General features: G+C 50.2%; 12 protein-coding genes. 8 read left to right on the top strand and 4 right to left on the bottom strand.

The genetic code is table 11. The features are described 5' to 3' along the window. Positions 1-10 precede the first annotated feature (10 nt). The 4 genes from recN to M0L20_RS21015 all read left to right on the top strand — a co-directional run bounded on the left by recN (position 11) and on the right by M0L20_RS21015 (position 3,259). Positions 11-1,684: a DNA repair protein RecN gene (recN, locus tag M0L20_RS21000; RefSeq protein ID WP_248478896.1), complete on the top strand. Its 1,674-nt coding sequence runs from the start codon at positions 11-13 to the stop codon at positions 1,682-1,684. 63 nt (positions 1,685-1,747) lie between these two features. Further along, complete coding sequence (locus M0L20_RS21005) at positions 1,748-2,206, top strand: viral A-type inclusion protein (protein ID WP_232558559.1); 459 nt, start codon at positions 1,748-1,750, stop codon at positions 2,204-2,206. Continuing rightward, positions 2,145-2,840, top strand: coding sequence for an SCO family protein (locus M0L20_RS21010; RefSeq protein ID WP_248478898.1), 696 nt, complete (start codon positions 2,145-2,147; stop codon positions 2,838-2,840). The genes M0L20_RS21005 and M0L20_RS21010 overlap by 62 nt, the downstream gene beginning before the upstream one ends. Further along, complete coding sequence (locus M0L20_RS21015) at positions 2,837-3,259, top strand: c-type cytochrome (RefSeq protein WP_248478901.1); 423 nt, start codon at positions 2,837-2,839, stop codon at positions 3,257-3,259. Before M0L20_RS21010 ends, M0L20_RS21015 begins: the two co-directional genes overlap by 4 nt. 109 nt (positions 3,260-3,368) lie before the next feature. On the opposite strand, the gene lptC is transcribed toward M0L20_RS21015, so the two are convergent. From lptC to M0L20_RS21030, 3 genes are all read right to left on the bottom strand, one after another. After that, positions 3,369-3,908, bottom strand: coding sequence for an LPS export ABC transporter periplasmic protein LptC (gene lptC, locus M0L20_RS21020; protein WP_248478902.1), 540 nt, complete (start codon positions 3,906-3,908; stop codon positions 3,369-3,371). A 91-nt stretch (positions 3,909-3,999) separates the two neighbouring features. Then, a complete protein-coding gene (bamG, locus tag M0L20_RS21025) occupies positions 4,000-5,316 on the bottom strand; it encodes a BamG family beta-barrel-assembly machinery protein (RefSeq protein WP_232558563.1) in 1,317 nt (438 codons plus the stop codon). After that, positions 5,273-6,043 (bottom strand): type III pantothenate kinase, encoded by a 771-nt coding sequence (locus M0L20_RS21030; RefSeq protein WP_232558564.1) that lies wholly within the window; start codon positions 6,041-6,043, stop codon positions 5,273-5,275. The genes bamG and M0L20_RS21030 overlap by 44 nt, the downstream gene beginning before the upstream one ends. Before the next feature lie 595 nt (positions 6,044-6,638). Between M0L20_RS21030 and rho the strand changes: the two genes are divergently transcribed. The 3 genes from rho (at position 6,639) to M0L20_RS21045 (ending at position 10,726) form a co-directional block, all read left to right on the top strand. After that, positions 6,639-8,930: a transcription termination factor Rho gene (rho, locus tag M0L20_RS21035; RefSeq protein ID WP_248478903.1), complete on the top strand. Its 2,292-nt coding sequence runs from the start codon at positions 6,639-6,641 to the stop codon at positions 8,928-8,930. Positions 8,931-9,059: 129 nt separating this feature from the next. Then, on the top strand, positions 9,060-9,968 hold the full coding sequence (locus tag M0L20_RS21040; RefSeq protein ID WP_248478904.1) for a sterol desaturase family protein: 909 nt from the start codon (positions 9,060-9,062) through the stop codon (positions 9,966-9,968). Positions 9,969-10,024: 56 nt separating this feature from the next. Beyond that, complete coding sequence (locus tag M0L20_RS21045; RefSeq protein WP_232558567.1) at positions 10,025-10,726, top strand: hypothetical protein; 702 nt, start codon at positions 10,025-10,027, stop codon at positions 10,724-10,726. Between the two features lie 33 nt (positions 10,727-10,759). Here M0L20_RS21045 and M0L20_RS21050 read toward each other — a convergent pair whose 3' ends face one another. Then, the gene (locus M0L20_RS21050) at positions 10,760-11,071 is read right to left on the bottom strand and encodes a GNAT family N-acetyltransferase (RefSeq protein WP_248478905.1); all 312 of its coding nucleotides are present in this window, start codon (positions 11,069-11,071) and stop codon (positions 10,760-10,762) included. 80 nt (positions 11,072-11,151) lie between these two features. Here M0L20_RS21050 and M0L20_RS21055 point away from each other — a divergent pair, with 80 nt between their 5' ends. Further along, entirely contained in the window at positions 11,152-12,438 is a 1,287-nt protein-coding gene (locus M0L20_RS21055) for a WD40/YVTN/BNR-like repeat-containing protein (RefSeq protein ID WP_248478906.1), read from the top strand. The last annotated feature ends 42 nt before the right edge of the window (positions 12,439-12,480 follow it).

The following is a 12,480-nucleotide window of genomic DNA, read 5'->3' on the forward strand; positions in this document are numbered from 1 at the left end:
AGCTTCATCTATGCTATCGCATTTACTCATAAAAAATTACGCCCTGATTGATCAACTCGAACTGACGCCCGACCGTGAGCTAAACATCATTACGGGCGAGACGGGTGCGGGTAAGTCGATTATGTTAGGGGCAATTGGCCTGTTATTAGGTAATCGGGCCGATACGCGCGTTTTGTTCAATCCCGAACAGAAATGCGTTATCGAAGGCGTATTTGGCGTGTCCGGTTATTTGATTGAACAGATTTTCGACGAAGAAGAATTAGACTTTTCCGATACCTGCATTGTTCGGCGGGAAATTAGTGTGAGTGGTAAATCACGGGCTTTCGTCAACGATACGCCTGTCAATCTGGAGACGCTCCGGCGCGTGACCAGCCAGCTGATGGATATTCACTCCCAGCACGATTCGGTTCTGTTGGGTTCGAATGAATATCAACTGGAAATCGTCGATACGTACGCACAGGACGACAACCTGCTTCGGCAATACCGTGTTGACTATCAAGCATACCGGTCTAAAAAGACGATTTACGATCAACTTCAGGCAGAAGCATCGGCCATGCGGAAGGAGTTTGATTACAACAATTTTTTATTTGAAGAATTAGCCAAGGCGCAGCTACTACCTGACGAGCAGGAATCGTTGGAGCAAGAGCTGAATATTCTTGAAAATGCCGAAGAAATCAAAGAGCGGTTGCAGCTCGCGTACGAATATTTAGACAATACCGAACAGTCGGTCATTGACTTTCTAAAAGGCACCGTCAGCAACCTAGCCTACATCAGCAAGCTATCGGACCAGTACGAACAACTGTTACAGCGAGCGCAGAGCAGTCTGATCGAACTGCGGGATCTGGCTGACGAAATCAGTTCGGAGCAGGATAATGTCGATATTGACGACTCCCGCGCCGAAACCATTCGGGAGCGACTCAACCTGATTTACCAACTCCAAACCAAGCACCAAGTCAAAGATGTAGCGGCTCTGATTGCGTTACGCGATGAACTAGAGCGGAAGGTCGGTAAGGTGCTTAATCTGGACGATACACTTGCCGAAGCCAAGGCGCAGGCTGATGCAGCCCGTGAGCAGCTACAACTCAGCGGGCAAACGCTGTCGAACGCCCGACAGGTCGTGTTACAGCCTATCGAAAACGAAATTGGTGGTTTACTCAAAGAGTTAGGCATGCCCAACGCTTCTTTAAACGTTCGATCCGAAGTTAGTAAACCGACGCCGACAGGCATTGACACAATCTCGTTTCTGTTTAGCGCGAACAAGGGCGTCAAACCACAGCAGCTGAAGAACGTAGCTTCCGGTGGCGAGTTCTCCCGATTGATGATGGCGATTAAATACATTCTGGCCAGCAAGCGCTCTTTACCGACAATTGTCTTCGATGAGATTGATACCGGCGTCTCGGGCGAGATTGCGATCAAGATGGGAAATATGATGCGTGATATGGCCCATAGTCACCAGATTATAGCCATTACTCACCTGCACCAGATCGCCGGACAAGGGACTGCACATTACTTCGTGTACAAAGATCATTCGGCCTCCAAAACCGTCAGCCGCATCAAAAAGCTTACCTTTGATGAGCGGGTCAATGAAATTGCTCAGATGATTGGGGGTAACAACCCATCGGCCAGCGCCGTTAAAAACGCCCGCGAGATCTTGAAACAACGAGCTACCGCCACTGTCAAATGATACCCGATGTACGACACAGGAGAACCGTACTTCTGTGTCGTATCTTTTATTTTTTCGTTCTCTATGATTAAACCTATTCGTACCGTTTTCGTATTGTTAGCCTTAGGCGGATTGTTCTGGGCTTGCGGCAAATCAGACGATGAAACCGTCAAAGAAGCAGAAGATGAAGTTTTTGCCATTCATGATGAAGTCATGCCATTAATCGATGACGTCATGAAATTGCGTAAGCGCGTAAAAGCACGTATCACGACACTCGATAGCACCAAAGCGGCTGGCTCGGCTTCGACCACGCTCCGCATCGACGAAGAACGTGATCAGGCGCAGCGAATTGTCCGAAACCTGTCGGAAGCGGACAGCCTTATGATGAACTGGATGGACCAGTACAAGACGGATACAATCGCCAAGTTGCCCTCAGAAGACGCACTGCGCTATCTGGATGGGCAAAAAGAAAAAATAACTGATGTTAAAGCAAAGATTACGGGTAGCCTTACAGAAGCCGGTCAGTATCTACAGAAAAAATAAGAGCCGGTTTTTGGTAGTAGGTTTATTGGCTGTCGCAGCGGGTTGTAGCACGGGCGATGATAAATTACCGATTCTGGGCCAGCGCGAAGCCATTACAAAGACGGTCAATGGTAAGTCTGTTACCGACTCCGTTTACCACACGATTCCCGATTTCAAGTTCGTCAGTCAGTATGGGGATACGGTCACGGCTAAAAACCTGGCTGGAAAAATTTACGTTGCCGATTTTTTCTTTACAACCTGCCCCACGATCTGCCCGAAAATGAAGGTTCAGTTAAAGCGGGTCTACGAAAAATTTAAGGGTAATCCGGATGTAGCCCTCTTATCGCATACCATCAATCCCGATCACGATTCAGTGGCGGTGCTGAAAGAGTTTGCCGACAATCTTGGTGTAACGGGTAAGCAGTGGCTGTTTGTCACGGGTGATCGAGAAAAGATTTACGACATCGGTCAAAATAGCTACATGGTTACCGCCCAACAGGACTCGTCAGCGCCGGGTGGCGTTGTTCACAGCGGTGCGTTTATCTTGGTGGATAAGGACAAACACATTCGGGGAATTTACGACGGCACAACCGAGAAGGGTGTTGACAACTTAATGAACGATATGGACCGGCTGTTGGCCGAGTATAAAAAATGAAACGGCTTTGGGGTTTTACAGTTCTTGCTTGTTTACTTGTCAGTAATATATCCTGCCAGAGCGAAGAAGAAATTAAGCGACAACGGTATATCACGGAAGGGATTCTACTCTACAAAAACTACTGCGCGAACTGCCATCAGAACAAAGGCGAAGGTCTCGCGGCCCTCTACCCGCCTATTGCGGGCTCCGATTACTTAGCCAATAAAAACGACGTAATTTGCCTGATCCGCTACGGCCAGCAAGGCCCCATTGTGGTTAACGGAAAGCGGTATAATCGACCAATGCCTGCCCAGCCACAACTTAGCAATCTGGAAGTGGCAGAATTAATGACCTACATCTACAACCAATGGGGCGGAGAAAAGAAAGTAATTGATGTCAAGCAGGTAACCCCCATCCTTGAGCAGTGCAAGAAACCTTAACGGCACGGCGGGCTTACCGCAAAGATTTTGCCCTTATCGCTGATTGATCGCCAGCAAACAGATTCATTGTTGGCAATTAATTAGCGATAAGGGCAACGTTTATGAGTGCTTAGTTAAAACCGGGTCCTCCTTCGACGTTGAAAACGCCGGTTGGCTTACGAATGGAATACTGCGAAAAGTCCTGATTGGCGTCCAGACCTACCCCGTATAATTTTTCGCCGGTAAGCTGGCTGATCACAGCAACTTGCTTGTCGGTGAATACTTTTTTGGTAACGGGGTTCCAGTTCAACTCCGGGGTAAGCAGTTTTTCCTGCTTTAGTTTATTGATCACAACAACGTGGCCCATCACCGTGTACAAATCCTTTGCTTTGTCGTAGCGTCCTGAATCGGAGCGTAGCGTGGTGGCCTCTTCGCCGGTTGGCCCGTAGAATACGATATTTACGGGTTTGGGGTACTTGCGGTTGTCGTTTAGGTAGCGGTACTGTTTAGGCGTTGTTAGCTTTACTTTCAGCATAGCAGCCTCGCTGTACAGCAGACGGACATCGTTAATTTCTTCGATTGGTCCTTGATACGGTTCAACTTTCTTGGCCTGCTTTGGTTCACCACATGCCAGCAGCAGTAAGCTTCCAACTGCTGGCACGGCAATCATTCTTATGAATACGCAAATTCTGTTCATTGGGTAAGCAGTGTGAATGCTACCGAAATAACACCTGATACTGACGGTAAGTTTACAGGTTCGATTAGTCGATAACGGGCTTACGGAACCAGCGGTCCGTTAGCGAGAAGCCAAGGGCAATGCGTACGTATTGCTCCCGCACCTGCGTACCTGTTAGCACACCGCGCTGTCCACCAACGAACGATAACGTGATCCGATTGACGAAGTAAGCGCCTACTGGCAGCGATAAGCCCAAGCTACCGTTGATGTCATTGATCTGCGCTCCCTGAATTTCGTAAGGTAGTTTATTGTACTGGAAGCCAGCCCGATAAGTAATCAGATCGCTGTATTTGTTCGAGGTAGGCTTGGGTGTGTACTCAACACCAGCCGCAACGTTCATTCCATCGACTAATCCACCCGACTGGTTATTGATCGTTTTGTATTTTCCCCACTGCTGAAAACCAACATCAACGCCAATGAGCAACCGGTTTGACCGTTCGATGCTCACGCCGAAATTCATCTGTTGAGGCAGTGTCGTTTTTCCTGTCGCGTTATAACGCAATGTATCGGCTGTGCCCAGGTCCGCACCGGCGAGCGTAGTCTGCTGATAAATGTTTGTTTCGCTTCCCTTAACCCGTGTGGTGGGATCATAGGTTGCACCCAGATTAAGCGTCCATTCATTGCTCAGCTTAGGCCGCCAGGCAGCGCCCAATTTCCAGACGACATCGCTGTAGTTGGCCCGGCTCAACCGATTGACACGCGTATCCGGCGAACCAACACCCAGTTGATTGACAATGATCCGCGCATCCGACGAGTTGGTAACGTTTCCAAACAAAAAGGCGGCCTCAGCACCTACGAATATATTTTTAAATAACCGGTAACCAGTGGCAAACGCACCTTTGTTTAGACCGCCACGGCCACTGTAATTGTATTCTACGACTGACGAATTACCAGGCAACACGTTATACTGCGTGAGTGAGTAATTGACGTACGTATAAGGGCGAAGGCTCAATGACATACTCCACCGGGAGCTAGCCGGAAAGGCCAGCGCCAGATACCCCAGGTTTCCGCCGAAATTCCGCTGAACCTGCGTCTGGTTACTGACGTTCTGACTGAGTGTTCGTGACTCGCCCAGCAAGCCAACTTCAAAAACAGTATACGGCGGACGGCTTCCCAGCAACGCGGGGTTCTGTAAATTCAAATAAAACGGACTGGAGTTGCTGATGCCGATGCCCCCCATGCCTATATTAGTGACGTTGCCCGTTGGGTAAAGTTCGCCAATACCCAGTGCTGAATAGGGTGAGCTTCCTAATCCTTGTGCCAGTACAACCGGCGACGTCGCGGCAGTGGCCAGCAAACTAGCAAATAGTACCCGGCTTATCCGCGTGTAAATTCTCAACATTATAGCGTAAAATTCGATTCAATCCTACCAGCACCAGTTCCGGCGCTGCAAATATCGGCTGTTTCAGACGACTTTCAAAAACCGGAGCGTCGCCACCACACAGTAAAACAACCAGATCGGGGCGATCCCGGCGGTACGTTTCTATGATACCGTTCATTTCGAACGCCATCCCATTTACGACGCCACTCTGCATAGCCTGCCGGGTGTTTTTGGCCGTTACGTCCGGCCAGTCCGTTGGCACATCCACGAGCGGGAGTCGCGCCGTTTGTTCGTGCATTGCCCGAAAACGCATCTGTAGACCCGGCGAAATAAGTCCTCCTCTAAAAACAGCGTCCCGGTCAACCAGATCAGCGGTCAGGCAGGTACCCAGATCAAACACCAGACAATCCTGCCCCGGAAATAAGCTTGAAGCGCCTACCGCAGCCGCCACCCGATCCGTCCCAAGCGTAGTAGGCGTGTCATAATCTTTGCGCACAGGTACGGGCGTTTGTCCGTCCAATACCCAGACCGTATCGCTTACAGCTTGCAATAGGGTTCGTATCGCTTCGGCCGAGCGACTTGTCGATGACGCTAGTACCTGCTCAGGGTGTTTATAGGCCTCGCCTTTTTTATCCCAATCGGCTAAGAATACGTCGACAGACTCATAACGACCTGTTTCAACCAGCAGGGAGTCGCGAAACCAGGCGGTTTTCAAACTTGAATTCCCCCAATCAATAACCAGATTCATGCGTACAGATTCGTTGACCAGCTTCCGCACTACTATTGCACCCGAAAGGTAACGACAGTTTAGGGTGTAAACAGTGTCAAACATTGTTGTTTTAAGGATTTTTAACGACTCTGACTGACCGTTGTCACGTAAAGAATCTCAAAATTACGGATAATTGGCAAAGCTTTTTATCGCTTCTGGAATAGATCGCAGAAACATTATTTGCGTATAGGGTGTTATCTTGACAAAATCGGATTAATACATTACCTTTGTCTTCATCAAGCCTGTTGGCAGGTAGTATCCTTCCTAGCAGCAATTCATAGTTGCGACGGATTTCCGGTTTTCCGACCATTTTGTTAACCACCGTATCTGGCCCCACCAGGTTCTCGTGTTTGGATCAAACAAACTACGTCCTAGTTATTTTATTTGACTTGTTTTCATTGCGTACGTATTCTGAACTTTCCAGGTTAGTTTAGTTTGGCTATCGGCGAGCGTTTTCGCTATCGTATAGTAGTCACAGACAGCCGCCCTGATAACTCCCCCCGGCACTCGATCAACTCCATTTTTCACTATTCCCGTACGAACGGCTTTTAAAGGTTTATTGAACCTGCACCCTATGTTTAAGAAAGAAGAATTAGATAAGAAGCTTCTCTCGGAGCTTCAGCCCATTGCCGAGCAGTTTGGCATTCGTAACATTGCCAAATACACCAAAGAGAAACTCGTTTACGAAATTATAAAACAACAGTCGGAACGCCCAGGCCCGGAAGGAACCGAAGAAACGGCTCCGGCTGAAGAAGCACCACGGCGCGGTCGGCGGACAAAAGCCGCCACGACGCCCGTAGAGGCACCAAAAAACGATCAGCCGGAAACGGCTCCTACTGCTGAGACACCAGCCAGCACACGCACTCGCCAGCGCGTACGGCGCGATGTTGATGCCGCTGACATTCCAGCGCCAACGCCCGAAGATGGCATGACGGCAGCGGTTGATACAACGGCTATCGAGACGACACCAGGAACATTTCCGACTGATACGCAGCCCTTAGACCAGTCGCCGGAGAGTATTCCTGCCGAGGCAGCGGCTCCGGTAACTACGGATACCGAGCCAACGGAACAACCCGTTCGTAACCAGAACGAAAACGGACGTGACCGCAACAACGGTAACCCAGCAGCACGCTCAACGGAACCAGGCCAGCGAAACGATCGAAATAACGGTGCAAATGGCCGCTCTGACCTCAACCGGCAACGGAATCAACGGCCCGATGGAGCGCCATCCGGTCAAGGTCAGCGGGACACGGGCAACCGCCCACGTCTAGACAATCAACGGGATGCCGGAACGACCGAGCGGAACCCACGCGAAACAGCAACCCCGGATCGTGGCTCGCGAGACGCAGCAACACCAGAGCGCGGACAACGCGATAACAATTCAAACCGGCGGGATTTCAACCAGCGCGACAACGGATCAAACGATCGCGGCAATCGTGACCAACGCGCTCGCAATCAACGGGTAGTAGCTGACGAAACAGCCTTGAATTTCAACGGCCACACGGAGGATGAATTCTTGACGCCAACGGTTGTCTCGGACGATAACATCGCAAACATGCAACCCACGGCTGCATCGGAAGCAACCGTTACGGAAACAGCCCCGCAATCGCCCGAAACGGCGGTCGAAGCGCAACAACCCGGTCAGCCTCAGACGCAACAGCAGCAACCTCAGGTTCAGGCGGCTTCGCGGGAAGCCCAGGAATACCAGAACCGGATTCGTCGCCAGTACAATCAGCACATCCGGGAATTCGACGGTATCATTGATAACGAAGGAGTTCTGGAAATCATGCAGGATGGTGGCTACGGGTTCCTGCGTTCAGCCGATTATAACTACCTGGCTAGCCCCGATGATATTTACGTATCCCCTTCGCAGATTAAGCTGTTTGGCCTGAAAACAGGCGATACCGTTCGCGGAGCAATTCGTCCGCCGAAAGAAGGCGAAAAATACTTTGCGTTGCTTCGGGTATCGACCGTAAACGGTAAAACAACCGAGGAAATCCGCGATCGGATCCCGTTCGAATACCTGACTCCTTTATTCCCGGATGAACAGCTTCACCTGAGCAACCGTCCTGAAAACTACTCATCGCGCGTACTCGATTTGTTCGCGCCGATTGGTAAAGGACAGCGCGGTATGATTGTGGCACAGCCTAAAACGGGTAAAACGGTGCTGCTCAAAGAGATTGCGAACGCCATCACGAAGAACCACCCGGAGGTGTATCTGATCGTGCTGCTGATCGACGAACGTCCCGAAGAGGTAACCGACATGGCGCGTAGCGTCAACGCAGAAGTCATTTCGTCGACGTTTGATGAGCAGGCGGATCGGCACGTTAAAGTATCGAGCATGGTACTTGAGAAAGCTAAACGCATGGTTGAGTGTGGTCATGATGTGGTTATTCTGCTCGACTCCATCACTCGTCTGGCCCGTGCGTATAACACAGTCGTTCCTTCCTCGGGTAAAATCCTGTCCGGTGGTGTTGACGCCAACGCACTGCACCGTCCGAAACGCTTCTTTGGAGCGGCCCGTAACGTAGAAAATGGCGGTTCGCTAACGATTATTGCGACGGCGCTCATTGATACGGGCTCGAAAATGGACGAAGTAATTTTCGAGGAATTTAAGGGCACGGGTAACATGGAACTCCAGCTCGACCGCAAGCTTGCCAACAAGCGCGTTTACCCAGCGGTCGACGTACTGGCGTCGGGTACCCGCCGGGAAGATCTTCTGCTGGACAAAGAAACGCTACAGCGCGTCTGGATTCTGCGTAAGCACATGGCCGACATGAACCCAATGGAAACAATGGACTTCCTGCTTGAGCGGATGAAAGGCACGCGCACCAACGAAGAATTCCTTATCTCGATGAACCGGTAAGCGATTTATCACGAAGTGCAGAGGCCCAATGCATAAAAGAGAACTCTCTTTAGGCATTGGGCCTCTGCTATTTATGCCAGTTGACAACGTCCAGACGGGTCGTTAACTTGCACAAAATCCACAGTACCAATGAAAGATCTTATTCAATTAGCGATTCCGGGTTTTGTGCTTCTTTTAGTTGCGGAAGTCGTTGTTACGGCCATTCAGCAAAAGGATTACTACGAACTAAAAGATACGACCAGCAGCCTGGCAATGGGCATCGGGAACGTGATCGTCGGCTTCGTCGGAAAAGTAATTGTCTTTGGGGCCTATTCGCTGGTTTATCAGTTTCGGCTGTTCACGTTTGATATGACCCAATGGTGGTCGTGGGCAATTCTGTTTTTTGCCGACGATTTGAGCTATTACTGGTTTCACCGGATCAGCCATAGCAGCCGTTATTTCTGGGCATCGCACGTGGTCCATCATTCATCGATGAAATACAATCTGGGTACGGCTTTACGGCAAACCTGGACGGGAACGCTCAGCGGCTCCTTTCTTTTCTGGATTTGGCTGCCACTCATTGGTTTTTCGCCGGTGGCCGTGATGACCATGCAGTCGATTAGTCTGCTGTATCAATTCTGGATTCACACTGAACACATCAATAAGCTCCCGGCTCCGATTGAGTTTATCTTTAACACGCCGTCCCACCACCGGGTGCATCACGGGTCGGATTTGGCTTACCTTGACAAGAACCATGCGGGTATTCTCATCATCTGGGATCGTCTGTTCGGTACTTTCGAGCCAGAAAAAGATCGGCCAACCTATGGTCTGACAAAAAACGTCGGCTCGCATAATCCGGTGCGGATTGCTTTTCACGAATGGGTTGAGATCGGTCAGGACCTGCGCCGGGCCGGTTCGTTCGGAAACGCGCTGGGTTATCTTTTTGGACCGCCGGGATGGAGTCACGACGGGTCGCGTAAAACCACAAAGCAGTTACGAGCTGAACAGCGAGAGTCTCAGCAACCTTCACAAAATCAACATATTGAGCTAAACGCTTAGTAAACATTGAAGAGTTGACATAACCACAGCATTCGTTTTTGGGTTAGGTGAGCGTTATGTTTGCTACGTTGCTACTTGCCTACTCCCTACTTCGTTTACCCGCTGATTCACTGGCACCGACTGATTCAGCGAAATTGCTACGACCATTAACCAAGATCGCTTACAACCTAGATTTTCGAAATTCGTTTCTAGATCGGCAACCCGTCAACGTTTGGGGTATTAACGCCGGAATTGAGTTTGGGCAGAAACGCCATCAGCTTACGTTAGGCTATTACTGGTTAAGTTACGCTACTTACCTCCGGCTTATTAACTGGCGTCGGGATGCCGCCCAGCGGATTAACCTTGATTATTACACACGAACCGATATGTGGTTCGTCAGTCTGCTGTACTGGTGGAATGTAACGAACAACCGGCGGTGGATGATCAGCGTACCCGCCGAGATAGGTGGCGGTATTGCTTACGCGCTTCCGCTGGACCTTCGCCAGAACGTTCAGATTGACCGTACCAAGCGTGATTTTTTTGTTCCGATCCAAGCGGGTGCCTACGCTCAGTGGAAAGCCACACGCTGGGTAGGCCTGAGCGTACAGTTCGGCTACCGGTTTTCCGTCTTCCAAACCGCGATCAACCAGAATTTCAACGGAGCGTATTACAGTTTCGGTGTAACGGTCTACCCCGCGTTATTTTTGGATGTATGGAAAGCAGTCACTAAAAAAGCGCATATTTCTCCCACACATCCCCCCCGATTCGACACCCAATAACGTTTGGCCTAGAGTGCACCCTACCCTACGCGCTTAGAAATCGCTGGTATTATAGGCTGTCGACACCACCCGATTCCAGTCAGGATGCCGCTTCAGATAAGCCGCTACGAACGGGCAAAGGGGTACGATTTTAAGGTTGTGCTGCTCCGCATAAGCGAGTACACCCTCTACCAGACGCGACCCAACGCCCTTTCCTTCCAGACTCGGATCCACTTCGGTGTGGGTAAGCGCCAGTGTCTCGTCGTCAACGTTCTGGTAAACCACAATAGATAGTTTTCCGTCCGTTTCCATCTCAAAACGGTGACGATGGTGATTATCGCGAATAGCAGCGTCGGTAAGATTCATAATCGGTTTATTTATTCACAAATTTAGCGTATACCTATTTACTGAATAAGCGGCCTACTTGTTTAATCGCCGACCTCAGTATGGACCTTACATCAAGTCACCGTTCTCTGTTCGAGAAACCTAGCCTAAGTTCACTGACGCAACTTTACCAGTTTGGCCTTGGTGTCTATCATGCCGACAAATGGCGAGAATTATCTTCCTACTTGCGCTGGGAAGTCAAACACAAGCTCGGCTTATTTCCTAAAAGTGGTTACCTGCGTTTTACAAACGATAGGCCGCTTCGGTTAGATGCCGACTCCGGCTCTCCTGAAACGCTCCCCGTTCATATACCGGTTCGTCTTGAGAAAGCAGCGTTACCGTGGCAACTACTGATAACCAACTCCCGTAGCCAACAATGGGGTTATCTGTTCGGCGATGAGCATAGTCTTTACAGCAGCTTCGACGGTGGCAAGACGGCAACCTGCCGATATCGATTCCCCAATCCGATTCAGTCACTATTTGTATCCAGTGCCGGCTACGTGTTTGTCTGCTCCCACGGAGATCTGATGTGCAGCACGGACCAGGGCCATTCGTTTGCCACCGTACTCACGCTGGCGAGTACCAGCAGCTATTTCCTGCCCAACAACGGCATGACCGAACTACCCGATGGTCGCTTGGTTCTCGGCGAATATGGTGTCGTTCGTCAGCAAAATGCCTGGCAGAATCTGGCGTATGTGTACTACTCCACCGATCAGGGAGCCAGTTGGCAACGTTCCGATTTTCTGATCCGTGACGGCGTCAACAAACACGTTCATCTGGTGAAATACAGTGTGTATTTGAACAGCCTGTTTCTGACGGATGGCGATAACAAAAAACAAGTATGGCAAAACCGAACGCTCTCGCAGCTCGATCAGCCTGCTCACGCGAACGGACACGGCTGGCATCGGCTGAATCAGAGTCACTACCAAACGGGCGGCTATCTGTCAATGGCAGAACTTAACGGCAACGTATTCTTTGGGTCTGATTACCTGGGCGGCACCAATTTTATCGTCTCCACGACCGATGGTTACCGATTTGCCAAGCAGATCGTTCCTGACCCGTATCGCCGGAGTCCGGTCATGAACATGCTGACCCGTCGGGCGGAGGCCGGTAAAACGGAATTATGGGCTGTTCTGCACAATAGCATTTCATCTTCTACGCGGTCGCTGCTGATGTTTTCGACCGATGAAGGGAAAACGTGGACGCGAGTGATTGATTACGACGGAACCCAGCACGAGATAAAGCTCGTAAATGCGTCTCCAAAACTCGTTGATAACGTTTACTTCGCCTTTATTTCCCGACAGCAAAATCAATTTGAGCAAGCAGTTTTCTGCGTATCAGCGGTCTGAATCTAAGCCAGCGGCTTTGTTTTTAGGCAGATTCTACGTTTG

The organism is Spirosoma liriopis, from assembly GCF_023196085.1.
Taxonomy (GTDB): Bacteria; Bacteroidota; Bacteroidia; order Cytophagales; family Spirosomataceae; genus Spirosoma; species Spirosoma oryzicola.

Coding starts and splice junctions, on each gene's coding strand:
- M0L20_RS21040 (WP_248478904.1), top strand. CDS start 9,060: ATGAAAGATCTTATTCAATTAGCGATTCCGGGTTTTGTGCTTCTTTTA.
- M0L20_RS21015 (WP_248478901.1), top strand. CDS start 2,837: ATGAAACGGCTTTGGGGTTTTACAGTTCTTGCTTGTTTACTTGTCAGT.
- M0L20_RS21010 (WP_248478898.1), top strand. CDS start 2,145: ATGTTAAAGCAAAGATTACGGGTAGCCTTACAGAAGCCGGTCAGTATC.
- rho (WP_248478903.1), top strand. CDS start 6,639: ATGTTTAAGAAAGAAGAATTAGATAAGAAGCTTCTCTCGGAGCTTCAG.
- M0L20_RS21055 (WP_248478906.1), top strand. CDS start 11,152: ATGGACCTTACATCAAGTCACCGTTCTCTGTTCGAGAAACCTAGCCTA.
- M0L20_RS21045 (WP_232558567.1), top strand. CDS start 10,025: ATGTTTGCTACGTTGCTACTTGCCTACTCCCTACTTCGTTTACCCGCT.
- M0L20_RS21030 (WP_232558564.1), bottom strand. CDS start 6,043: ATGAATCTGGTTATTGATTGGGGGAATTCAAGTTTGAAAACCGCCTGG.
- bamG (WP_232558563.1), bottom strand. CDS start 5,316: ATGTTGAGAATTTACACGCGGATAAGCCGGGTACTATTTGCTAGTTTG.
- M0L20_RS21050 (WP_248478905.1), bottom strand. CDS start 11,071: ATGAATCTTACCGACGCTGCTATTCGCGATAATCACCATCGTCACCGT.
- lptC (WP_248478902.1), bottom strand. CDS start 3,908: ATGATTGCCGTGCCAGCAGTTGGAAGCTTACTGCTGCTGGCATGTGGT.
- recN (WP_248478896.1), top strand. CDS start 11: ATGCTATCGCATTTACTCATAAAAAATTACGCCCTGATTGATCAACTC.
- M0L20_RS21005 (WP_232558559.1), top strand. CDS start 1,748: ATGATTAAACCTATTCGTACCGTTTTCGTATTGTTAGCCTTAGGCGGA.